At 49.7% G+C, this 21661-nt stretch carries 24 protein-coding genes; 3 read left to right on the top strand and 21 right to left on the bottom strand.

From position 1 onward, the window contains the following. Window positions 1–630: 630 nt before the first annotated feature. From JOE25_RS13235 to JOE25_RS13205, 7 genes are all read right to left on the bottom strand, one after another. Complete coding sequence (locus JOE25_RS13235) at window positions 631–936, bottom strand: hypothetical protein (protein WP_116164652.1); 306 nt, start codon at window positions 934–936, stop codon at window positions 631–633. 18 nt (window positions 937–954) lie between these two features. Beyond that, window positions 955–1257 (bottom strand): TrbM/KikA/MpfK family conjugal transfer protein, encoded by a 303-nt coding sequence (locus JOE25_RS13230; RefSeq protein WP_209635824.1) that lies wholly within the window; start codon window positions 1255–1257, stop codon window positions 955–957. A 49-nt stretch (window positions 1258–1306) separates the two neighbouring features. Next, a complete protein-coding gene (gene virB11 / locus JOE25_RS13225; protein WP_209635821.1) occupies window positions 1307–2335 on the bottom strand; it encodes a P-type DNA transfer ATPase VirB11 in 1029 nt (342 codons plus the stop codon). Next, window positions 2325–3629, bottom strand: a complete 1305-nt coding sequence (gene virB10, locus JOE25_RS13220) for a VirB10/TraB/TrbI family type IV secretion system protein (protein ID WP_209635819.1) — start codon at window positions 3627–3629, stop codon at window positions 2325–2327. The genes virB11 and virB10 overlap by 11 nt, the downstream gene beginning before the upstream one ends. Continuing rightward, window positions 3626–4513, bottom strand: a complete 888-nt coding sequence (gene virB9, locus JOE25_RS13215; protein ID WP_209635817.1) for a P-type conjugative transfer protein VirB9 — start codon at window positions 4511–4513, stop codon at window positions 3626–3628. The genes virB10 and virB9 overlap by 4 nt, the downstream gene beginning before the upstream one ends. Next, complete coding sequence (locus JOE25_RS13210) at window positions 4513–5196, bottom strand: type IV secretion system protein (RefSeq protein WP_209635815.1); 684 nt, start codon at window positions 5194–5196, stop codon at window positions 4513–4515. Before JOE25_RS13210 ends, virB9 begins: the two co-directional genes overlap by 1 nt. Window positions 5197–5418: 222 nt before the next feature. Beyond that, on the bottom strand, window positions 5419–6450 hold the full coding sequence (locus JOE25_RS13205; RefSeq protein WP_209635813.1) for a type IV secretion system protein: 1032 nt from the start codon (window positions 6448–6450) through the stop codon (window positions 5419–5421). Between the two features lie 220 nt (window positions 6451–6670). On the opposite strand from JOE25_RS13205, the gene JOE25_RS13200 reads away from it, so the two are divergent. Continuing rightward, a complete protein-coding gene (locus JOE25_RS13200) occupies window positions 6671–7666 on the top strand; it encodes a hypothetical protein (protein WP_209635810.1) in 996 nt (331 codons plus the stop codon). 13 nt (window positions 7667–7679) lie between these two features. Here the strand turns inward: JOE25_RS13200 and JOE25_RS13195 are convergent, their stop codons facing one another. The 11 genes from JOE25_RS13195 to JOE25_RS13145 form a co-directional block, all read right to left on the bottom strand. After that, window positions 7680–8399 (bottom strand): type IV secretion system protein, encoded by a 720-nt coding sequence (locus tag JOE25_RS13195; protein WP_209635809.1) that lies wholly within the window; start codon window positions 8397–8399, stop codon window positions 7680–7682. A gap of 23 nt (window positions 8400–8422) precedes the next feature. Continuing rightward, complete coding sequence (locus JOE25_RS13190; protein ID WP_209635807.1) at window positions 8423–11179, bottom strand: VirB3 family type IV secretion system protein; 2757 nt, start codon at window positions 11177–11179, stop codon at window positions 8423–8425. 11 nt (window positions 11180–11190) lie between these two features. After that, the gene (locus JOE25_RS13185; RefSeq protein WP_060854760.1) at window positions 11191–11469 is read right to left on the bottom strand and encodes a TrbC/VirB2 family protein; all 279 of its coding nucleotides are present in this window, start codon (window positions 11467–11469) and stop codon (window positions 11191–11193) included. Further along, window positions 11469–12116, bottom strand: a complete 648-nt coding sequence (locus JOE25_RS13180; RefSeq protein ID WP_209635805.1) for a lytic transglycosylase domain-containing protein — start codon at window positions 12114–12116, stop codon at window positions 11469–11471. Before JOE25_RS13180 ends, JOE25_RS13185 begins: the two co-directional genes overlap by 1 nt. A 77-nt stretch (window positions 12117–12193) precedes the next feature. Further along, on the bottom strand, window positions 12194–12415 hold the full coding sequence (locus JOE25_RS13175; RefSeq protein ID WP_209635803.1) for a hypothetical protein: 222 nt from the start codon (window positions 12413–12415) through the stop codon (window positions 12194–12196). 398 nt (window positions 12416–12813) lie between these two features. Beyond that, complete coding sequence (locus tag JOE25_RS13170) at window positions 12814–13023, bottom strand: TraR/DksA family transcriptional regulator (RefSeq protein WP_009635174.1); 210 nt, start codon at window positions 13021–13023, stop codon at window positions 12814–12816. Continuing rightward, complete coding sequence (locus JOE25_RS13165; protein ID WP_209635802.1) at window positions 13013–13600, bottom strand: DUF2857 domain-containing protein; 588 nt, start codon at window positions 13598–13600, stop codon at window positions 13013–13015. Before JOE25_RS13165 ends, JOE25_RS13170 begins: the two co-directional genes overlap by 11 nt. Window positions 13601–13614: 14 nt before the next feature. Next, a complete protein-coding gene (locus JOE25_RS13160; RefSeq protein WP_009635172.1) occupies window positions 13615–13809 on the bottom strand; it encodes an AlpA family transcriptional regulator in 195 nt (64 codons plus the stop codon). Between the two features lie 138 nt (window positions 13810–13947). Continuing rightward, window positions 13948–14874, bottom strand: a complete 927-nt coding sequence (locus JOE25_RS13155; protein WP_064367709.1) for a hypothetical protein — start codon at window positions 14872–14874, stop codon at window positions 13948–13950. A gap of 219 nt (window positions 14875–15093) precedes the next feature. Then, window positions 15094–16287 (bottom strand): MFS transporter, encoded by a 1194-nt coding sequence (locus JOE25_RS13150; RefSeq protein WP_064367710.1) that lies wholly within the window; start codon window positions 16285–16287, stop codon window positions 15094–15096. A 3-nt stretch (window positions 16288–16290) separates the two neighbouring features. After that, entirely contained in the window at window positions 16291–16995 is a 705-nt protein-coding gene (locus JOE25_RS13145) for a type 1 glutamine amidotransferase domain-containing protein (protein WP_048284456.1), read from the bottom strand. A 142-nt stretch (window positions 16996–17137) separates the two neighbouring features. Here JOE25_RS13145 and JOE25_RS13140 point away from each other — a divergent pair, with 142 nt between their 5' ends. Together JOE25_RS13140 and JOE25_RS13135 are read left to right on the top strand one after the other, a co-directional pair. Continuing rightward, a complete protein-coding gene (locus JOE25_RS13140) occupies window positions 17138–18055 on the top strand; it encodes a LysR family transcriptional regulator (RefSeq protein WP_048284455.1) in 918 nt (305 codons plus the stop codon). 424 nt (window positions 18056–18479) lie between these two features. Beyond that, the gene (locus JOE25_RS13135; protein WP_015689822.1) at window positions 18480–19382 is read left to right on the top strand and encodes a LysR family transcriptional regulator; all 903 of its coding nucleotides are present in this window, start codon (window positions 18480–18482) and stop codon (window positions 19380–19382) included. A gap of 38 nt (window positions 19383–19420) precedes the next feature. On the opposite strand, the gene JOE25_RS13130 is transcribed toward JOE25_RS13135, so the two are convergent. The 3 genes from JOE25_RS13130 to JOE25_RS13120 are packed head-to-tail and all read right to left on the bottom strand — an operon-like array spanning window position 19421 to window position 21657. Further along, a complete protein-coding gene (locus tag JOE25_RS13130) occupies window positions 19421–20302 on the bottom strand; it encodes a polysaccharide deacetylase (RefSeq protein WP_015689823.1) in 882 nt (293 codons plus the stop codon). Between the two features lie 43 nt (window positions 20303–20345). After that, window positions 20346–21023, bottom strand: a complete 678-nt coding sequence (locus JOE25_RS13125; RefSeq protein WP_224328057.1) for a hypothetical protein — start codon at window positions 21021–21023, stop codon at window positions 20346–20348. 58 nt (window positions 21024–21081) lie between these two features. Continuing rightward, a complete protein-coding gene (locus JOE25_RS13120; RefSeq protein ID WP_024359927.1) occupies window positions 21082–21657 on the bottom strand; it encodes a DJ-1/PfpI family protein in 576 nt (191 codons plus the stop codon). Window positions 21658–21661 lie beyond the last annotated feature (4 nt).

Raw genomic sequence — 21661 nt, 5'->3', positions numbered from 1 at the left:
TGTGCAGGAAAGCATGCTTGCCTGCCCGAACGGCGTGCGCCAGTACATGCGGGCTGGACGCCCTTATGATATGTCGCATGGGGGTAATGTCGCGGCTGGACGCCGCACCAAAACCCCCAACGTCAACGGCGGCACACCGTCGCCCGCTACGCGCGACCACCCCCTTTAAGACGGTCGCTTTCGCCTTTTTCTTCCCTTTGCTCGTTCCTCGCAGCGGGAATAAAAGGGAAGCTGACCTTTAAAGAGGGTGGTCGCGCCACGCTACCGGCTTTTGGCCGGAGACTTAGCCGCGACGGTGTGCGGGGCTGTGCCCCCCAAATAAACCGCTGTCGTGGGCGACAGCTTTCCGCTCGCTGGGGCGGCGAAATTTATTCGGCTCCCCCCGGCCTGCAAAATCCGCGTGGGCGCGGCTGTTTGCCGGTGAGGCGCGGTGCCTGAACTATTTTCGCTCCTTAACCCGCGAAAATAGTTCTGTCCGCTGCCTCATTTTTACGGCCTGCATTTCTTCACTCCTTAATTCGTGAAAAATGTGCTGGGCCGTAAAAACCGGAAAACCACCACGCCTTAAGCCTGATTCGGCTGAAATATTTTGGCGCTATAGGGGACCTGCGAATAAAATTAATACAGGGATTAATAGTGGCTCTCGCGGATTTCCCTGATGATGTCAGAATAACACTGACGACTTTCTTTAATGCTGGTTTCATCCAGCGTAAAACCTCGCCGGTTGGCTTCCTCTGTCAGCGTTATTCTGTCGGTGGCGTTCAGCGTTTGCAGCAACTGCAATAACCTGCAGACAACCCGGTAGTGATAAATTTCATAATAAAGGCCGCATCCGTGCATCGCCTCATTTTCAATGTGCTCAATAACACAGGCTGCGCGCATGGAATCCCCACGCTGATGTGTCCAGGGATGCTGAATAAAACCCGGTTTGGTCATAAAGATAACCTCCGCTAATTAACCACGCATGCGGCCAAATTTACTGATTATCTGGTTGATAATTGCCGGGGCTGCCGAGTCACACTCAAGTAAAAATGATTTTCTCGCATCGGCAGTATGGTCTGGCAGAAAACCGTGCTTGTTCTTTTTGACGATATTAAAGAATGCACGTTCGGCCGAATGGCATTCATTGCCGCCGCCGTTCCCGGTGGCTTTACCGTACATACATAACACCACTTCACAGGCGTCAGCGGCCATGACGGAGGTGGAATATGACGCCATAATGCAGAGCAATAATGCGGAGGATATTGATTTTTTCATTTCGGTCACCTTCATATTCAAACGAGTGTTGCGTAATTCGATAAGTTATTTATTGAAGTCCTTTGCTGAATACACCTCTCATGCCATTAAGATGAAGGGGTTTAAAATAAACATCACTCATCCGGCGTATGTCACCGTGAATATCAATGCTGACTATCACATCAATGCTCTTAAGCACCTTGCGTAACAGCACGTCGAAAGGCATGTTCCGGCAGTCGGGGTTTTCATAGCAGCGGTCAATTAACCCTTCAATGCATTCTTCCGGGCTGCCCGCATGCAGGGAGGTCATTAATCCCTCATGTCCGGAACCAACGATTTTCAGCGCATCCCAGGCTTCCCGACCGCGAATTTCTGCCAGTAATATCCGGTCAGGGTTCATACGATAATTGGCGCGTATCAGTCTGCCGGGCGTGACAATGGCATTATCCCCGGCATCCGCCGGATAAAAGAGATGGACATAATTGGTGTGGTGATAGAAGCGGATTTCGGGACTATCCTCGATGGTGGTCAGCCTGAGGTGCCGGGGAATATGGTGCAGCAGCGATTTCATATAGGTGGTTTTACCGGATCCGGTTTCACCGACGATAAAAATCGTCTTGCCGTATTCCACCGCTTTTTCCATAAAGCGGGAAATTTCCCCACCTTGAAAATAGCGGGTCAGTTCAACATCTTTGCCTTCCGTTCGCTCCTTACCGCTTACCCGGTTATAAAATCCCGCATCAATCCATGACTGATGCGTTTTCTGCCCGAATGAGGGTTTGCGCAGCGTAATAGACACGGTATTACGCTCACAGGCCGGGGGAATGATGGCCTGAATGCGCTCGCCTGATTCAAGCGTGGCGGAAAGGATCGGCGAGGTGTCGTCGATATTATCGTCCTGCCACGACGCCAGTGCTCTGGCAAAGGCGTAACACTGACGCAGCGTAACCGGGGAATCATGTTTTTGCCATTTCCCCCGGATTTTGGTATGGAGTTCACCCGGCCGGTTAACGGCAATTTCCGTCAGGCCGTCCTGCGCAATAAACTCACCAAACAGCTGGTTTTTCATAAAATCCAGCGACAGGTTTTCAGCGTTCATACCACCTCTTTTTCAGTCGCAGCTGCCAGACGGATGAGAAATCAATCTCGGTGCCGGTCATGATCCCGATGACATCACCCTGATTCAGGTACAGGGTGGGCGGGATATTGATGCTGTTGTCCAGCGTCGTTTTCGCCATTTCCGCCGTGGCTGCGCGGGTGTTTTCGGTGTAGTCGGTATTGCGGTCTTTCCCCGGGGCAGCATCCGACGCCGCCGCTGCCACGTCCTGCACGGTACTGAGCATCAGGGCATTGCCGAAGCGCTCCCAGAAATGGTTGTCGATCCAACCTGAGATCCCCGCTTCGCCGAGCGGGCCGCTGGCCTGCGTATCAGTTAGCGGGATTTGCAGGCTGCCGGGCTCAGGCGTGCGCAGCTCCGTCCACAGCACAAACATCCGGCTGCGTCCGTGTTGCAGCGCCCCGGTGCGGTAGATGCCACGGGCGACCGTTCCCGCCGGGATCAGCGTCACATGGTTGCTGGCGCTGTAAACATCTTCACTGACCAGGCAGGAAATATGCCCCCCGGCATCGGACACGAAGCGCCACATCATCGAACACGGGATATAGCGGTCCACCGGGATATAGAGATCAGGATCGAGACCCAACCGTCTGACGCCGGTGACTCGGGCGACGCCCGGATTGCCGTTGTTACCCGTTTCCGGCACGGCAGTATCCGTGCAGCGAAGGCTGCCATCCTTTCCTCGGGTCAGTACTGACGGGCAGGATGTGTACGTCGTGGATGATGACCCACTGTCGGATGTTTCTGCGTGGCTGCGCGTTTCACCCGGGGACGTGCGTGCATTATCACCCGGCATTGTTCGGGCGTTGTTCAGCCCGTCAGCCAGCGCGGCTGCCTTGTTCAGGGCGGGTGGGGCCGGTGGCAGGGTGGGTGCGGGAGTGACGGTCTGGCTGGCAGGGGCAGTGGCTTTCTGTCTTTCCGGCCCGAACAGGCCAAACGGGTTACTGTCCATGCCCAGATTTTTACGCTCCTGCTGCGCAGCCCCGGCAGAGTGTGGCGGCGCGGTGTCGGCTTCTTTCTCATTACCCCCTTTCAATGCACTGAAAATCCGATCGCCGCCGGATGCCAGGGCGATCACCAGCGCCAGACTCAGCAGGCTGACGATCAGCGTACGGCGACCGGATGCCTTACGAAAACGGCTCACTTCCGGCTGGCCGGGTGGTGTTTTCTGCTCCGGCTCCTGATACGCCATTGTCGCACGGGCGCGTTCGCGGGCTTCCGCTTCCCGCTCTGCGGTGGTTTTTTCCGGTTCATCCGGGACAGGTTTATCGGTCATTTCGCCTCCAGCGTAACGGACGGTGAAACAGTGTCGCTGCGGGTTATCGGGATGCGCCCGAATCCGTCGTTTTCGATCCCCACCACCGAGGTGCCGTAACGCAACACCAGTTGTGGCGCTGCCGGCACCACCATCACGGTGTAATTACCCTGCTTAACTGTCCGGGGCGTGAGCGCCTGCTCCCGTCCGTTAACCACCCGGAAAACGGAAGGCAGGGTTCTGATGGGGGAAAAACCGATATATGCAAAACGACCATCGTCCCAGGCAAAATCCGGCGCGATGGAGGTCGAACCGGCGGCGACCCGTTTGGTGTAGCGCCAGTTGCGTGGCATGCTGGCCTCTCCGAATGCCGCTGCTATTTGCTGCTTCTCCTGTCTTTCACGCTGCTGCGTCTGACGCGCGGCGCTGGCAGCGGCGGATTGCTGGCGAACCTCGGCCGGATAGTGGTAACGGATAACGAACGCCTGCGCGGGGGAATCGTGGTCCAGCACGTTCAGCTCCAGGCTGTAATCACGCTTTGAGGTCACCACGAAGAGGTTGGTCTTCCAGTCCTTTGGCGTGGGCAGGAACACCTGGCTGACGTTGTTGCCGCTGGCGTCCGTCACCGGCTGGGTGATGGGGTTCGGGCTGACGCCCACCCGGTTATCACTTTTCGTTACCGTCCAGCCTTTTGGAAAGCCCGCTTGCGCATCAATCACAGCTTCATCGTCGTCAAACAGCAGCGTGGTGACATAGCCAGGGCGGGTATTCACCACGGTGGCGTTCTGGCTGTTATACGATACGTTCTGCATCCGGCTGTCATAGGCGCTGCCGCGCGGGGTGGCGGCGCTCCATGTCGCGCATGACGCCAGTAAGCCCGTCAGGAGCAGGATGTTTTTCAGCATTATTCGCTCCTCAGTTCTTTATCGCGCTGGTAGCTGGTGACGATAAAGCCCAGCGGATTCACTTCCCGCTGACTGTCCGTCAGTTGCTGATGCGGTACATAGCGGTAAGTGAGGCGGATATTCCAGAAGTCCGTTTTCACTGAATTATCAGAAATACGGCGAAGGGTACGCTTGATACGCAGGGTTGCCAGGTTATCCTGCCCGGTGGCAGGCGCGTGCACATTGGAAATAATGTCGATATAGACAACATATTCGGCTTTATTAAAAACAACGTCCGGTGCCTGGTCGCCGTTAAACCCGTCAAGATAAGCCCGGTTCACGCTGTCGCTGTTAAATAATTGTACGTCGTCATAATCACGCTGGAGGGAGAAATAGTTATACCCTTCGCGGAGTCTGACATAGTGTGCCGCCAGTGAATGGGCCAGCGCTTTTTCAGACGCAATATCCCGCTCTTTAATGCGGGTCATATACTCATAACGGCCGGTCTGTTTATCCACCGACCACAATTCAATGTCAGTGGTTTTCAGCGGCAGCAGAATAATAATGGCCGTAATTGCCAGTGCAGCCAGAATCAGCCCGGCAGCGGCCACCCGCCAGGCGGTTTTGCGGGAACGCTCTTCCTTTTCCAGCAGGATGGATTCAAAAGAGCGCGAGACATTAATGATACGCTGAATATCAGACATGGTGAGTCAGCTCCTGAATTATGGCGGGGGAATTAACCGGCTGGGGATCGCCGGACACCGGCGGGAGGTCGCCCTGATGCTGCGCGCAGCCCGTAAGCGCGCACAGCATCAGAAGCAAGATGGTGAATTTCATGGAAGCCTCTTATCGGATAAATGCAGGAAGGCCGCACCGCTGGCAGAGGCCACGGCGTGACGGAGAAAAGAAATTAGCGGTCGGGAGGATTAAAGGTGACGCTGCTGATTCTGGCGCTTCATGCTTTCGATGGCGGTGGCACGTTTCTGCCAGGCGTTCACGGCTTTGCCCGCACCTGCGCCAATGAACCTGCCGGTTGTCGCGGCTGCTGCCATGCCACCTTTGGCGGTCAGTCGGCCCCCGGCCTTTATGCCGGGTCTGGCGACGTCGGCAGATTTGCTCACCAGCCCGCTAAGTCCGCTCATGGTTGCACCCTGTAACACGGCCTGTACGGCGGCACCGCTCAGCGCAGTGGCTATTTTCGCTGAAAAATACACCACGACGCCTGCGGCAATTCCGGCCAGCAAACATTGCGCCGCCAGGGTCACCATATTGCTTTCAGCAGACGTTGCTGTGGCGGTATCCAGTATTTTATTCAGGTAGTTGATGGCGATCCGGACAGACAGGGCAGAGAACATGATCGTTAAGATTGCGGTAAATATTGTTTTCAGCCAGTTATCAAACATGGGTTTAAGAAAACCGTACAGCAGGCAGAAAATAAAGAGTGGGGCGGTGGTGGTCATTAACAGAATGGTGATTTCGGCGAGCAGGTTGACAAAGGTTGCAGCCAGTAACAGAACGATTGCACCGGCCCAGACCAGCACCTCGGCAAAACCGCCATTCACTTTAACGTAGGTGGAGGTATCGAGATTAAACAGCGTTTGCCCCAGCGCTTGTGCCTTTTCCCACACCGTGTCGAGCAGCGCCCAGACATTATCATCGCCACTGATGCCGTCCTTAAGCCCTTCAATGGCCACAATGATGGCATCCAGCCAGCCCTCGCGGTTTAAAACAAAAGTGGTGATCAGCAACATGCGCCCCACATCCCAGACAACATCTTCAACCGGTGTCTGGAGTTTGCCGCCAAGCGTCTGATACCCCCGATACGTAATAAATAGGGTGAAGGAACTGACGATAATCACACTGATCAGGGTGCCGTAGGTAGAGGACTGACCTTCTAACACGGCATTGAGTCCATCCATGATGTTTTTGTCCATACCAACAAAAATACCACCGGACATGGTGCCTCACTTCAGAAAAGAACAGATGGGGAATAAAAGATTAGTGATAGTCTCCTTTGCAAGGGGCGCCCAGACGTATTGCTCTGATCAGAGTTCTAGCAATCCATTAGAAAAACAGTAACAGTCCTACAAAATGCCAGACGTCTGCATTGGATTTGGCAGTGCGATCATTAAAATTGAGATTGGTACTATTCTCAGAACAGCGATAAGGCACTGAACCTTGAAAAACAAAATTGATCAGTTCAGAGATGGCGCTAAGGTCATCGAAATTTTAGATGTGGACGACCAGACGCCTTTACGTTTCATGTTTGGGACACCGGAAGGTCTTTATGTTGTAAAGGATAAAAGTATTTTCCTGATGCAAAAGGCCGATCACATCGATCCTGAGCGAACCAATATCAATGTGAGCGATGTTTATCAGAAGGTGTTTTCCTACGGTTTTGATAATCCGATTGTCGGGAAAATACTCGTTTCCGGCGAAAGGTTGTTTAGTTCCGGATTTATGAGAGATGTCATTTCGCAAGAAACAGCGATGGGACTCATCCTCAAAGGGACAGGCATCCTCTGTGAGATTCACGACCTGACCGAGAAGGTTTTCGAACAGATTTTAGAAGTCGCAGATGCGGGTGGGCCAAGCGGAAATAAAGGACAAAAGTTGCCTCATACGTCCAATCTGCATACAAACATTGACATTTATATAAGGCTAGCCGACAACCTACGACAGGTGTTGACCGATTTTCTTGTGTCAATTTATAAGCCGACGGAAGGAAAGAGGCTGCTGGAAAATCTGAGAACTACCATTCACCAAAAACACGGTGATATCCACGGATTCTGTGTGTTCTTCGACAAACTGATCTCAGTGATGTGCTTTATACGAGAGCTACGCAATGCCTGGGAGCATCCGAAAGCCGGTCAGAAAGTTGCCTGGAAAGACTTCACGATGAAACCCGATGGCAGGATTTATTCGCCGACAATCGAACTCATTAGCGATAAATATCCACAAGATGAGATGGATCTTGGTACATTTATGAAGCAATGCACCGCGATACTCATCGAGCAGTTGGAGGCCCTGATTGGCAACGCATGTGCTGCCAACTGTTCCTTCGGTGGCTTTAAATGTGGTGTGATGGAGTTACCTAAGGCGTGCCGTCCACACCCTGAAGCACGCTTGACCTGTGCAGTATTTCTCAATGGACAATGGCAACCAATCGGGTAGTTCTTTAACCTCCCTATAAAGAGTTCAGATCAGCAACGGGCGCAGTTAATTGCTGTTGCTGAAAGGCTTTCTGTTTTTGCTGTTCCAGCAGCGTTGCGCGCTGTTCAGTTTGTTTGACTGACATCTCCCACTGGCTGGTCAGCGCATTCAATTGTACGCTTTTGGCCGCGATGGCGTTAGCCAGGTCTTGTGACTCTTTCGAATCCTGCGCATTAGCAATACGGTCCGATAAATCTGATATATCGTCGAGCGTGCCCGTGATCTTGTTTTCAACCTCGGACGTATTTTCTATTGCTACAGCCTGATTCAGGATCATCTGTTTGCAACTGTCCAGATAGCGTTGTGAAGCGCTGGACGGGTTACAGGTATCGAACGTTTTATATTTGTTATACAAGCTATTAAGTTCAGACGAATATGACCCGCTTTGGTTGCTCAGCAGGTCATCCAGTGAAATACCGTTTTGACGAAGATTATCGATATCGGTTTTCAGACTTTTGGCCTCGCGGAGAAATGCCTGAACGTCCCGCACGCCCGTTGCTGTGGCTAATTGCTGCTTGTAGGCATCGAGTTCACTTCTATAGTGGGTGACGGTTTCCTGCCACTGCTGGAGTTTCTGGATCCACTGATTCATGGATTCGGTATTCTGTACGGCGTCGAATACCGGTATTCCGGCGCTCATCGCCTGGGTGGAAATACACAACGATAATGCCAGTATGATATCTCTGAACCGCATTTTCATTACCTCCGTCATGAATATTACAGGGCTTTTTTAAGGAAGGCGGCTTTCCAGTCATCAGGCTGCATTCCTTCCTGATACAGGGTGTCGAACAGTTTCAGGTTGTCTTCGCTCCCGCTCAGCATTTTGGTAAGTTTCCCGAGGCCCGATAAATCCATTTTCGCCATCGCCACAAACGGCCGGGTTTCACCTGCGCGTAACGGAGTTTTCAGAACCACCATAGAGCGCTCACCCGGATCGAGGTTTCTGACGATGTCGTACACGCTTTCAGGCACTTTCATCTTTTCCACGTAATCCGCCCGGCTGGCCTTCGGGTTGGCGAGAAAAATCTGCGTGCTGCACTGCTCAATAATCGCCGGAGCAATAGGGTGTTTGACGATTTCGTCAGGTGACTGGGTGGCGGGGACGAAGATGCCGTTCAGCTTGCGGATCACTTTCAGCATATTGAGCGAGAAGCGGGAAAATTCGACATCGGCCAGCCATTTCCAGAATTCGTCCATGAACATCACCAGCCGGCGACCATCCAGCAGGCCGGTGACGCGGTAAAGCAGATAAAACGTGATGGGGCCGCGAATATCTTCATCATCGAGAAATTCCGTACCGTCGATACCCACGTTATCAATGTTGCCGATGTTGCCGATGTTGAAGGTGTCCTCCTCATTGTCGAATACCCAGCCGAACTCGCCCCCCTGCGCCCATTGTTTAAGGCGGATGCGCAGCCCGTTGATGCGGGCGTCGGTGGTTGGCGGCTCCGGCAGGACTTCCAGCAATCGGGTGATACCGAACTTGCGGTATTCGGGCGGGTAGTCGAGCATAATGGTATCTACGGCGGCACTGATCCGTTCCTCATCGCGCGGATCGAGCGGCTTGCCGTTGCGGCGGCACAGCATGCGCACCAGTCGTTTGATAAAGCTGATATTCCGCCGGGTTGGGGCAAGCGAAAACGGGTTAAACCCGGTGGGCGTGCCGGTACGGATACGGAAGTAGCGTCCACCCATCTGGCGTATTGCCATCTCCGCCGCCCGGTCCTTGTCGAAATACACCGTTGTGAACCGCTGGATTGTGGCTGAGGCGGAGAACGTCGCCGGATTGCGGTACTTCTGCATCAGTTGCTGCATCATGGTCATCAGCATTGTTTTCCCAGAGCCGGTTTTCCCGATAATCGCTGTATTACCCGGCGTTTTTTCGTTGAAGTCATCCCGCCCACTCTGGCTGTCGTGCAGGTTCAGGTAATACCCGCCACCACCCGGTGATTTGAGGATGGCGATGGCGTCACCCCAGGGATTACCGCTCCGCTTGTGGGAATGAAAGTTGTGCAGGCTCGCCAGGTCGGCAAAGTTCTGGCTGCTGACGGCCACCAACCGCGGGCGTAGCGTATACACCCCCGGCAGTTGCGCCAGGTACGCAGCGGGCAGCGACAGCGTGGACAGCGTCGTCATGATGCCGAGGTCGGCGAAGGGCTGCGCCAGCGCGTTGGTATCCCTCACCACCTGCTCGGGGCTGTCTGAAGATACCAGCAGGGAAAAGTGATATTTCCCGCAGGAGACATGCCCGGACTGGAGCAGGTCACGCAGTACAATCAGCTCTTCGCGCTGCGAAATGGCGTCGTCATCCGCTGAAGTCAGGCGCTTTTCCGCCAGACGGATATGCTTCTGCACCTCATCGCGGGCCATGCAGGTGAAGGACTGCGTCAGCACATACTCGCTTTCGGCATACAGCAGCGCGTCCAGCAGGCCGGTCGCGGTCTCCGGCGAATAATCTTTGATTTCCAGACTGCGGAAAAAACGGGAGCCGCCGACGGTCTGGCACTCGGCGGTGTCGGTGGTAAAAAAGACATCCGGCGTGCTTAATGTTTCATAAAACGGCGCACGCGTGACCGCGACCTTTTGCCACTGGCCGGTGAGCAGGCGGTGATAAAAGGACAGCTGGGCGGAATACACCCGCCGGTTTTCTTCATACATCCCCAGCGGCGTCGCCGTATAGCGGGACAGCGCCGAAGCCAGCGCATCCCGGTGTTCCAACATTACTTTCAGAGCATCATCCAGCGCCGCTTTGCGTTTACCGGACGGCTGCGCCTTCATGGCTTTTTTCTCCAGCGGAGAGAAGGGCGCGTAGCAGACGGTGAAAAACAGCCGGTGCCGCCAGAACGGTTTTTCGCTGATCGGCTGGTAATACAACCGGGTCACTTCATCAGAAAAGGGAATGCCTGAATTCGCGTCAAAGACATCGTGGTACTTTTCCCGGATACGGTGAAGATAGAAGGTAACCGGCAGGCCTTCATACGCACGAATCACGTTATTGAGATGCATCGCCATTAACGTCAGATGATGTTCGTCCTCGCATTCAAAAAAGGTGCCCTCCAGCTCCCAGCTGGCAACCAAATCACCCTGGCGGTTTCTGATGACGTGAGGGTGAATATGGGAGGAATACGGAATGTATTTATCCAGCGTAACGTGCTCGTTTAACTTCATTTTTTCAATAAACTCCGAGACGTCGACGGCGTCATAGCGGTTTGCCAGCAGGGCATTGGCACCAAAATGTTTATTGGTGCCAAAACGGCCACGGGTTTTAAAGGCCAGCCAGAGCAGCCCGAAATAGTGAATATCGGTTCTGGCCTTTGCCTTCATCTCCAGCCAGGCGGGAATAAGCAGTAATATCAGGTAATAGCTGACATAGACCGCCAGCAGGACGATGGCCCCGCTGACCATCACGAACGGCACGAGGGGAATACCGGCTATGGCGGCAGGCCGCGTCAGCGCTTTGTTCAGCGTAGCCATCGTTACCTCCCTTATGACGCCCAGTAGGCACCGAAACCTGACGCACCGACGATAAGGATGGCGCCAATGATGACGTTGCGCATGTCATGCAGGCTCTTGCCGTCAAACAAGACTTTGTATCCCACCCACATGGTGGCCAGCGTGATGGTGACGGCGGCTAGTCCGAGCAGGCCTGTGGAAGTGTTGCTCAGCGTCTCATTGGCTTTATTAAATCCGCTGTCTGCTGCCAGCACCGGGGTTGTCATTAGCAAGGACGTGAGGACGGGCCAGTCAGTCTGTTTTCGTTTCATCATTGTTCCTCCTGGGGGCCGGGAATGGGTAACGCGCCGCGTATCACGGCATTGGGGTAGCGCAGGGATGTCAGAACTGGCGTGGCGTTATCGGTAAGCTCGCCACGCATGACGGCGGTGGGGTAATGGATTTCCGGCACGAGCTTTTCGGCGGGAGGTCGCTGCCGGTCTTCCCGCGTTGACGGTACGGCGTAGCCGATGCGCTGGATGTAGCTGGTGTGGTTAAACGCGGATTCCGGCTGTTGGCCGGTCGTGAAATTTCCCGAGTAGTAGCAACTGAGCGCACGCTTGAGGGAACCGCCGCCGCGGTAGCAGTCGGTGAGGATGCGCTCAAAGACGGACAGGTTGGTACAGGGGTCAAGAAGGTCGCGGGCGCTCACGCCGTAATGGCGGAAATTGGTGCTGGTGATTTGCATCAGCCCGACCGAATAGCGTCGGCCCTGTGCCGTCAGCTGTCTGATGAGGTTGGCCGCCTCATCTCGGCTGGCGGGAAAATGTGAAATCACGCCTTTGCCACCGGGCAGAATTTCAGCAATGGCATACGGATTCAAACCGGATTCGACCCGCGCCACATCAAGTGCCGTCGACGGGTGAACGCTGGCGGCGCACTGCATGGCCGCCGCCAGAAATACGGTGGTGGAAAGCATGGTGGCCTCGGAACGGTAAACCGGACAACGCGTACCGCCATCAGACGGCACAGGGCCGGGAAAAGGGGGAAGGGCGGTTAAATGGGCTGAGTAGCCTGTGTCGCGTCGCCGTCATCCCTGGGCTCAAGGAGCACCAGCTTTCCGGAAACGGCAATGCCGGGTGTCAGTACCACGTTCAGTCCGGGTTTACCGTGATGGGCAAAAGCCACGCCGACTTTCGTCCACCAGGTGTTTTTTTCACTCTGTGGGTCGGGCTGACTTTCCTGGGTGACAAATACGTGGTAAATGGGTTTTCGCATGGAATATCCTTTAATTAAAATAACAGCGTATGAAATAAACAGGTCACATCCCGGCTCTGCATTCCGATTTTAACGGGTCAGCGAGAACATTCAGCGGCACCCTGAATTGTGGTTATGTGACAGCCCGAACCTTATTTTTAAAGAGCAGCACCTGAACCAGGCGAATTAACGTCAATACGGGTAACTATTATGTAATGACGTTTTTATGATCAGATATCCGGGGCGGTATATAAACGATAAATTCAAAGTTAAAATGAGAGAGATAAATGAGCGGTGGAAGGGGATAAGCTTTGGAGTAAATAAAAGGAAGTGGAATATATAATAAAGACGACTGTGGATTTATAGTTAATGATAGAGACATGCAGGAGAAATATTCCTGCATGTCTCTGTGACCATTATTAACGTCTTCGGCGTTCAAGTTTTTCCTGACATTCCGTGCAGGTGGTTATGCCCGGAAGTGCCTGCCGTCGCTTTTCAGGAATGGGCTTACCGCATACACGACAATGGAATAATGATGGCGTAGACCCTGGCTTAAAACGACTCTGTTCAATCATATCCTCCAGTCGTTGCTCATTAAATTCCTGATCGCGGTCAATCTCATCTGGCATGGGCGGCTCTCCGGTCTGACGCCTCCTGTTCGCAAAGTGCGATACGCTTCCAGACGATGGTCAGTGACAGCCCTTCGACTTTCGGCAGCAGGGTTTGCGTTACCTGCATCATGGCGGCCAGCGCATCGGTCGATTCCAGGTTGGCCACCCGGCATTGTTGCCATTGCCGCCAGATGTCCGCATCCGTCTCTTCGTCCGGCTCTGGCGTCCGGCCATAAGGCACACGGACGCCCAGTAACCGGCGGCGAAGGCAAACTTCGTTGGAGGTGAGGCCAAAATACTTGTTGAGTAGCGCAATTGACCCGCCGAGCCGGATGGCATGATTGATACGTTGCTGCTGCAGAACCTCCTCACGGGATTTAGCCAGAAGCAGGTGTAACGCGTCGTGATGAACCGTCACAGCCAAAAACTGTGCAGACTCCCGACTGATGATAAACAGTTCGTCTAGTGATAATTGGTTGAGGGCATTCATTTCGTCGAAAGTGAATCCTAGCGATTCACAGTAACGAATGTTGCCATCCTTCAATGCATGCAGGGCATCGGTTAATACGGCGTAATTCAGTGACGGGATAATCATGGTGTTTTCTCCCTTCAGCCTATTGAGCGGCGGACTAATTTAATATTGATCCATTCGTCAATTTCCGATTCGAGCCAGGCGACACTGGCCGGGCCAATCTTGATTGAGCGGGGGAAGGTGCCGTCTTTCATATACAGATAGATTTGAGAGCGCTTCAGGCCCGTTTTTTCTTCAACCTGTTTCAGACGTAATAACTGATGAGATGTCACGGTATTCTCCTGTGGCAGATATAGCGCTAGCCGGGAGATAACACGACAACACAAAGTCGTGGTGTGGAGAAAGCTGATGAGCCCGTATTACGGAAAATACAATCCTTAATACGGGTTTTCATAGCGAAGGGCATCATCTTACTTTTGTGTTGGCAGGGAAGGGGGCGAGCCGCGCTCAAGCGCAGCCTTGAGCGTGTCGCCACTGAATCGATCGGTAATGCCTTCCTCTGATGCCCATTGTTCAAAAATGGACAATAGTTTATACGGTTGCATGATTAGCGGACTGATAGTTTCATTATTTTTGCAGGCAAGCCAGAAGAGGCGTGATAGAGGGGTGGATATCCGAGTTGGAGAGGGTGGAAGTATTTCTTTTTCGATCGGTTTGTTGATCAACTTATCAAGTTCACTTTTTCTGAGGACAAAGCAGGCATCACTCGGTAATTCATGCATAGGAAAATAACATTTATTAAAATCTTTTTTTAGGTCGTTTAGTGCTATTTTTTCGTAATCATCCGATGAAATATCTTTAGGTAGCCTTTTTACTTGTCGTTCGATTCTTTCATGCCATGTCATCTTTTCGAAAACTTGAAACGCTTCCCCCAATAAAGAAACGGTAATGCCATAATTATTCGACCTTGCTCCAGTTACAGGTGGTGGAATCTTTAATGATTGTGCAAGTAAACGCTGTATAAGGACATATTCATAGCCGAGCAATGTTGTGTCGATGACTCTCTGTACAGGGTGGATATATCTTCCTTCAGTACTGAAAGTTAAATTGTTTTCGCTGACAAAGGAACTTTCGGCAAGCATGAATGATTTCATCGTTGACGAACTTTTTATTGGTCTTAGCTTTAATTTATGATTTCGTGATTTAATTTTCCTCAATATTACTGGGGATTGAAAATATATTGAAAGACGAATTTTACCTTGTAGCGCGAATCGATAAAAATCACTTTTTTTTATTTTACACCCATTCAATCCGTTGAAGAGTCTAACAGCCTCCCTGATAGTTATCCAATCTGGAATTCCATCTCTAATGTTTGGGTAAGTGGGCTTTTCTGACATAGTACATCTCCTTTCACACAATGATATTGCTGATGAATGTCGCTGTGTTTTTGAAAGGTGTTTAAAATTACGATTGATACTAAACAGGCCAGAATAATAGAGGCTGAATTTGTAAAATAAACACTACTTGTATCTGGTTGTGATATTTTTCAAAGAGGTAAAATAAAATGGCTCAGTGATTTGGTGTTCACTGAGCCATTTTAAATGCTATGTGTACTATCAGGAGTAATCGGAGGTGGTGCGTCTTTTATTTGAATTTATTTGTAATAACATCCACAAAATACCAACTATTACAACTCCGCCTCCAACCCAAGTAGGGCTTGTAAGACCAGTAACATCCAGTGCTACACCTCCCAATAGAGACCCTAATGCAATACCTCCGTTAAAACCGGCAATATTCAGTCCTGCTGCCACCGCTGGAGCTTCAGGTGCATGTATGTGAGATAGTCCGATCACTCTTGCTTGCATTGAAGGAACCGCTGCGTATGTCAATGCTCCAAGCAAGCCAATAAACAATGCCATTAACATTAAGGATGAGACAGAGAACCACATAGCAAAGAGGACGATCGCCAGACCAATAAGAACTGTCATCACTGCACGGTCTGCACCTTGCTTGTCAGTCAGGCGGCCACCCCAGACATTCCCGATAGCGGCCATCACGCCGTATACCAACATAAGCAAACTACTCGTACGCTCGTCTACATGCGTTACCTGAAGTAGAATCGGGGAAATATACGTATACAGGGCAAAAGATCCTGCATAAGCCAAAACTGTAATTCCTGCTCCCGCAAGCAGTAGTGGATTGAACATGGCTTTTAAACCGTCCATGGCATTTGCTTGCAAGGATGGATCATTTTGATCCGTGGGCATCAGCATTGCCAATCCAATGAAACCGATCGCTCCACTTGCCGTTACTGCCATGAATATAGACTGCCAACTCAACAGACTACCGATGTAGGTACCAAGTGGTACGCCTAATGCCAACGCAATTGTAAGACCGCCAAAAACGACCGAAACAGCGGCGCCGGCACGATGTCGCCCGGCCAGTTGGGTTGCCACACTTGAAGCAACAGCAAGAAACACTCCGTGCCCTAAACCGGAAGCAAATCGTGCAATCAACATAGGCGTTAGGGACTCAGACGCACTGACGATACCATTGCCAACTGTAAACAGGCCCATAGCAACAAGTAATAATCTTTTACGAGGCCATCGTGTTGCCAACGCAGTTAATCCCGGAGCACCAATTACGGCACCGAGGGCGTAGGCTGTCACCGCTGTACCTACATGACTGACACTGACGTTTAAATCAACTGATATCCTGGAAACCAAGCCGATCGTGACAAATTCAGTGAATCCCAAAGCAAAAGCGCAGAGTGCAAAGACATATATAACAAAAGGCATGCGTTCTTTCATAACTCAGGCTCTTCTATTTTCAATAGAAGCCAACAAAGGCAGCATTGCCTCAGCGACTCCTTTTGCGGAAGCGGGATTCTGTCCGGTCACTAATCTCTCGCTGACAATCACCTGTGGCTGAAAATTTGCGGCTGCAAGATGCTCAGCACCTCTTTGCTTCAGCGTGTCTTCAAGTAAGAATGGAACAATGTCGTACAACCCTACGGCACGTTCTTCATCGTTGGTAAAAGCTGACACCTTTTTGCCTGCAACCAGATATTCATTATCGGAAAGCCGAATATTCACCAATCCGGCGGGGCCATGACAAACCGCAGCGACAACGCCACCCTTTTCATAAATTCGTGATGAAACACCCGCCAACTCTATATTGTCAGGGAGATCCCACATCGTCGCATGCCCTCCTGCATAGAAGACGGCGTCATAGACGTCAGGATCAATCTGCGAGGGTTTTAATGTGGTTTTAGTTGCCTCGCGTAAGGAATCATTATTCCAAAAGGAGGCGTTAACCGGATCGCTGAGGTCTAAACCGTCAACATGTGTCTTGCCCCCCTTGGGACTCACGAAATCAATTTCATATCCTTCTTTTGTGAGTACATCGTAGGGGTGAGACACCTCAGAAAGATAGAAACCACTGGGTGCGGCATCTTTACTCTCGGCTTGACCTTTACGGTCATGGCTGGTCAATACAAACAGGATACGTTTAGGCATTTTAACTTCCTCTATATGGGGGGACTTAAAGCAAAATTCTTCTGACTGCATGCGACATAACAGACTTGTCATATTGAGTCTTATTGTGGAACAATCTATTTATCCTTTAAATAGACCTAAACGGACAAACACTTACCCCAAAATGAACAAAATAAACTTGAGAAATGACGACCTTGAAGTGTTTTTACACGTCGTCGACAGAAACAATTTCTCTGCCGCAGCACGAGACCTACAGATACTCCCCAAGATGGTGAGCAAGCAGATAGCCAGGCTGGAAACTGCACTTGGCACTACACTTTTTGAAAGAAACACCCGTAATCTACGTATTACAGACGAGGGCAGAGCTATAGCTGAGAGGGCTCGCGTAGCGTTGGCCGTTCTGGATGAGATGAAGGAACTTTCCCGAGGGGATAGTGAGGAGTTAAGCGGAAATATTCGTTTGACTGCGCCCGCTCCGTTTGGCCGAAAATATGTTGCTCCTGCGATCGCTGCATTCTGCCAAGTACATCCGAGGGTGGGCTTTGATTTAAGGTTATCTGACCAAATCCAGGATCTTTACAGTGGTGATTTCGATCTGGCTATTCGTATGGGGGATCTGGCTGATTCTCGCCTTCTGGCCAGAAAAATAGCAAATAATAGACGTATTCTCATCGCATCGTCCGAATACCTGAAGAATCATCCACCCATTGAGCGACCAGAAGATCTTTTAAATCACAACTGCTTAGTATTCGCTTACCCGGGTTTTTTACACAATTCATGGACGTTACGTAAAGACGGTCATGAAAGAAGCATCAGCGTTACTGGCAACCTTATCAGTGACAACGGAGACGTATTGCATGCCTGGAGTTTGGCGGGGCTTGGCATATCTCTTCGAGAAACTTGGGATATTCATGATGAATTGAGAGCTGGGAAACTTTGCCGAGTTCTGCCTGATTGGGAAGCAAACACATCTCAGATCAGTGTTGTCCGGGCGCGGCGAGAACCAATACCCCGTAGGCTAAGTGTATTTATTGATTTCATGACTGAAAAATGGAAACGGGCACCATGGGATGATGATTAATGTTCCGAGAGGTAGTCCGAACCGGTCTAAAAGAAGCTACCGCTTCGCTGACCAACGGAATTTGTGATAACTCGATTTGAGTTGAGGTTGTCAACGTTAATAGATAAAAATACAATGATTGTTTAGTCAATTTAAAGGTTTAGCGACTATCACTCCCCAGGGTATGTAATAGAAGACAACACGCCAATCCGAATCTCATGGCATGCTTGAAACCTTAATGCCAACCAGTATAACGCACGTTAAATATAGCTATATCAATGGGTTATCTTGATATGTTCTATCCTTGCCCTATAAAATCCTTTAATTGTTAAAATAAGTTAATATGTATAGAAGCATTAACGGAACATGTTTATAACATAATACTGTGCAGGCTTTCGATTTTATGTCGTAATCGGAGAGCTTCAGGCTCTTAAGGATGCGCAGTATGAGCTATCTGGTTCAGTTACGAAGTTTTGTTGAAGTATACAAAGCTGGTTCGATTTCAAAAGCGGCAATGCGGTTGGGCATAAGCCAGCCTGCAATGTCTGCCCACATTCATTCACTTGAGGCTTTTACCGGGTGTGTTCTCTTTACTCGTCGTTCACATGGTGTGGTGGCTACAGTGGATGGGGAGGAATTGGCGAGATTGGTGGCTTCAGATTTAGAAACGATTGAACTGAAGTTGTCGATGCTTAGATCACGTACAAGAAAGTCCTCGGGGACAGTATCTTTCATCGGGCCAGCAGAATTAATGTGGTCAAAATTACCGTACTTGGTGAAAATATTATTCAATGAAGGTATTAAATTTAAAGTTTTGACAGGAAATAGGAAGCGCATATACAGCTGTCTTCTGGACGGAAGTTGTCAACTAGGTTTCACAACTTCTATGCCGGATAAACAAAAATTTGGATATGCTGAAATTGGAATGGAAAAGTTAATAGTTGTGGTAGCGTCACTCATAGCAGACAACTTCAAAGAAAACGAGGACGTGATTGATACGCTGTCGAAGCTTCCTCTAATAGCTTACGATGAACAGTTACCCTTGATAAGGGAAGTTTTCCAGGATTCTTCGCGATTTTTTGCACTGCTTCGTCCGTCTATTACTGTACCGGATTTGCGGATTTTAGAAAGAATGATCCGAGAAAATATTGGTTGGACTGTGATGCCTGAGTATTTATGCGCCCAAAGCATAGCAGGAGGTCAGATCGTTGAAGTAAATGTCCATGAGAGACTCCCTATAAATTCAATCTATTTGGTATGGATTGATAGCTCATTACGTAACCCACTCGTTTCAGGAATAAGAGACAGAATTCTCGAACTATCAAAAAATAGCGGATTTATGGTTTGAGATACATAAAACAGGCAGCCTCATCGGCTGCCGTGTCATTATTTTATCCGTGGAGATCGCTTGGCAAAGTCATCTGCAATGTCATTCAATTTTAGGAATTTCACCCCTGGATGACCAAGCATATGAGTTAAGAGGCGTTCGAGCATCATTAATACGTGCGGGCGTCCAGATACGTCCGGGTGAATCGTAAAAGTAAAGATCGCATATTCATGCTCACGGTAGACCCAATCGAATTGATCTCTCCACAACTGTTCGATGTCCCTGGGATTCATGAAACCTTGGCTGTTGGGTTTTGTTTTCATGAACATGAAAGGAGGAATATCGTCGATTGTCCAACTGGCGGGTAATTCAATAAGGTCCGTCTCTTCTCCGCGTACCAGCGGTTTCATCCATTCGGTCGGTGTCTTGGAATAATCTATCTTGGTCCAGGAATCACCTTTCCTGACATAATAAGGCTGATGATCATGATGCATTAGTGAATGGTCATATTTGATGCCATTTTCTAATAGAAGATCTGTGGTTACAGGAGAAAATTCCCACCATGGAGCGACATACCCAGTAGGTCTCTTCCCTGTTAATTTTGTGACCATGTCAATGCCTTTTAGAAGGACTTCTCTTTCTTGGTCAGGCGACATAGATATTGGGTTTTCATGACTGTAATTATGAACCCCTACCTCATGTCCAGCATTGACAACTGCTTCCATTTGCCGAGGAAAGGTTTCGATGGAATGACCAGGCATAAACCAGGTGGTGGGGATATTAAACTGGTCAAATAGATTCAGAAGACGTGGAGTACCTACTTCGCCAGCGAACATACCGCGAGATATATCGCTTGGAGAATCTTCTCCCCCATAAGAAGATAGCCAGCCTGCAACGGCATCTACACCCACTCCAAAACCACATAGTATTTCTTTCGCCATGAGTTATTACTCCTCATACAGAAAAAATTGAAATAATATTGCGTTAAGAGGGTTTCTTGACTAATTTCAAGAGATCCTCGGTATCTAATTCATTAATTCCTTTTTGAAGTGCCATTAATTTATGCTCAGGGATGTTGTATCCCCAATTAGCCCAAAATGATTGAATGCCATGATCTAATGCATCAATAACATTTTGGATATTGTCATCAATAAATAGAATATCCTCGTTTTTATCGAAGGCTATTGATTTTAGCAAGGTAAGAGTCTTGTTTTTGTCAGTCATCCTTCCATATATTTTATTCGCGGGTATGTTTAAACCATATTTACTTAGAATGTATAATATAGACTCTTCATCCTTTCCTGATACAATATAGATATCATTAGCTGTTTCAAATAAATTTGAAACATCCAATAGCGGACGGTGTAGTTCAGCCCAAAAATCAGGGTAGAGACTTCTTGCCAGCTTCCTATAATGGATGAACTTATCCCTGAATATTTTCTTATCTTCAGTTGGAATTGATTCATATATAGCAGTGAATCTGTCATTATCTATAGCTTCATTACCAAATTCAGTGAATGAGGCAATAAAGTGACCGTCATGGCGTACAAAATTCCTTAATTTCCTGAATCGTTTAGCCATCAGGCGTGGGATGTTTTGAAGTACATCTTGGTTAAAATCACTGAGAGGTCTGTCATGTAATACATTCCATGTAATTAGCATGCATTCGTCTACTCCATCAACCACGACCCCGTCGAAATCCATTGCTATTAACATCGAATTATACCACCAGCGGTTCTTTAAGAGTTTCGCCGCGCTTCCATCTATCTATTGCATCGAATGTCTGACGCATAAATTTTCCACATTCAGCATAATAGGAGCAAGTTATGATATTCCCGTCGACAACTACATCTGCTTCAATTACATTGGCGCCGGAATTAACCATATCGTCTTTCAGACCAACATAAGCGCAGGTGAGTTTGTCTCTTAGAATACCGGCAGAAATCATAATCCAGGGACCATGGCAGAGCCCAGCCACAACTTTCCCCTGTATTACCATCTGCTTTAGAAAATCTTTAACTCTCTGATCTTGGCGAACTCTATCAGGCGCTTCATGACCGCCAGTGAGAATAACAGCATCAAAATCAGTGGCGTTGAGTTGATCAAAATTAATATTGTCTTTGGATCTTTTATCCATAGGAACAGTGATGCCATATTTCCCTGTCACTGCACTTCCATCCTTTGTTGCAATAGATATATCGTATCCTTCCTCTTTAGAACGATAGTAAGTATAAACTACATCGTGATCCTGAAAACCTGGACCAGTGATTATCACTACTCGTGTCGGATTAGACATGTTA

Source organism: Serratia sp. PL17, from assembly GCF_017832355.1.
Lineage (GTDB): Bacteria > Pseudomonadota > Gammaproteobacteria > Enterobacterales > Enterobacteriaceae > Serratia.
The sequence above is the reverse complement of the archived record's forward strand: the minus strand, read 5'-3'. Positions and strand labels throughout refer to the sequence as shown.

Bases quoted from the DNA above. Each gene is read 5' to 3' on its own strand.
- JOE25_RS13235 (WP_116164652.1), bottom strand. From the start codon at position 936: ATGACCAAACCGGGTTTTATTCAGCATCCCTGGACACATCAGCGTGGG.
- JOE25_RS13230 (WP_209635824.1), bottom strand. From the start codon at position 1,257: ATGAAAAAATCAATATCCTCCGCATTATTGCTCTGCATTATGGCGTCA.
- virB11 (WP_209635821.1), bottom strand. From the start codon at position 2,335: ATGAACGCTGAAAACCTGTCGCTGGATTTTATGAAAAACCAGCTGTTT.
- virB10 (WP_209635819.1), bottom strand. From the start codon at position 3,629: ATGACCGATAAACCTGTCCCGGATGAACCGGAAAAAACCACCGCAGAG.
- virB9 (WP_209635817.1), bottom strand. From the start codon at position 4,513: ATGCTGAAAAACATCCTGCTCCTGACGGGCTTACTGGCGTCATGCGCG.
- JOE25_RS13210 (WP_209635815.1), bottom strand. From the start codon at position 5,196: ATGTCTGATATTCAGCGTATCATTAATGTCTCGCGCTCTTTTGAATCC.
- JOE25_RS13205 (WP_209635813.1), bottom strand. From the start codon at position 6,450: ATGTCCGGTGGTATTTTTGTTGGTATGGACAAAAACATCATGGATGGA.
- JOE25_RS13195 (WP_209635809.1), bottom strand. From the start codon at position 8,399: ATGCGGTTCAGAGATATCATACTGGCATTATCGTTGTGTATTTCCACC.
- JOE25_RS13190 (WP_209635807.1), bottom strand. From the start codon at position 11,179: ATGGCTACGCTGAACAAAGCGCTGACGCGGCCTGCCGCCATAGCCGGT.
- JOE25_RS13185 (WP_060854760.1), bottom strand. From the start codon at position 11,469: ATGAAACGAAAACAGACTGACTGGCCCGTCCTCACGTCCTTGCTAATG.
- JOE25_RS13180 (WP_209635805.1), bottom strand. From the start codon at position 12,116: ATGCTTTCCACCACCGTATTTCTGGCGGCGGCCATGCAGTGCGCCGCC.
- JOE25_RS13175 (WP_209635803.1), bottom strand. From the start codon at position 12,415: ATGCGAAAACCCATTTACCACGTATTTGTCACCCAGGAAAGTCAGCCC.
- JOE25_RS13170 (WP_009635174.1), bottom strand. From the start codon at position 13,023: ATGCCAGATGAGATTGACCGCGATCAGGAATTTAATGAGCAACGACTG.
- JOE25_RS13165 (WP_209635802.1), bottom strand. From the start codon at position 13,600: ATGATTATCCCGTCACTGAATTACGCCGTATTAACCGATGCCCTGCAT.
- JOE25_RS13155 (WP_064367709.1), bottom strand. From the start codon at position 14,874: ATGTCAGAAAAGCCCACTTACCCAAACATTAGAGATGGAATTCCAGAT.
- JOE25_RS13150 (WP_064367710.1), bottom strand. From the start codon at position 16,287: ATGAAAGAACGCATGCCTTTTGTTATATATGTCTTTGCACTCTGCGCT.
- JOE25_RS13145 (WP_048284456.1), bottom strand. From the start codon at position 16,995: ATGCCTAAACGTATCCTGTTTGTATTGACCAGCCATGACCGTAAAGGT.
- JOE25_RS13140 (WP_048284455.1), top strand. From the start codon at position 17,138: ATGAACAAAATAAACTTGAGAAATGACGACCTTGAAGTGTTTTTACAC.
- JOE25_RS13135 (WP_015689822.1), top strand. From the start codon at position 18,480: ATGAGCTATCTGGTTCAGTTACGAAGTTTTGTTGAAGTATACAAAGCT.
- JOE25_RS13130 (WP_015689823.1), bottom strand. From the start codon at position 20,302: ATGGCGAAAGAAATACTATGTGGTTTTGGAGTGGGTGTAGATGCCGTT.
- JOE25_RS13125 (WP_224328057.1), bottom strand. From the start codon at position 21,023: ATGCTAATTACATGGAATGTATTACATGACAGACCTCTCAGTGATTTT.
- JOE25_RS13120 (WP_024359927.1), bottom strand. From the start codon at position 21,657: ATGTCTAATCCGACACGAGTAGTGATAATCACTGGTCCAGGTTTTCAG.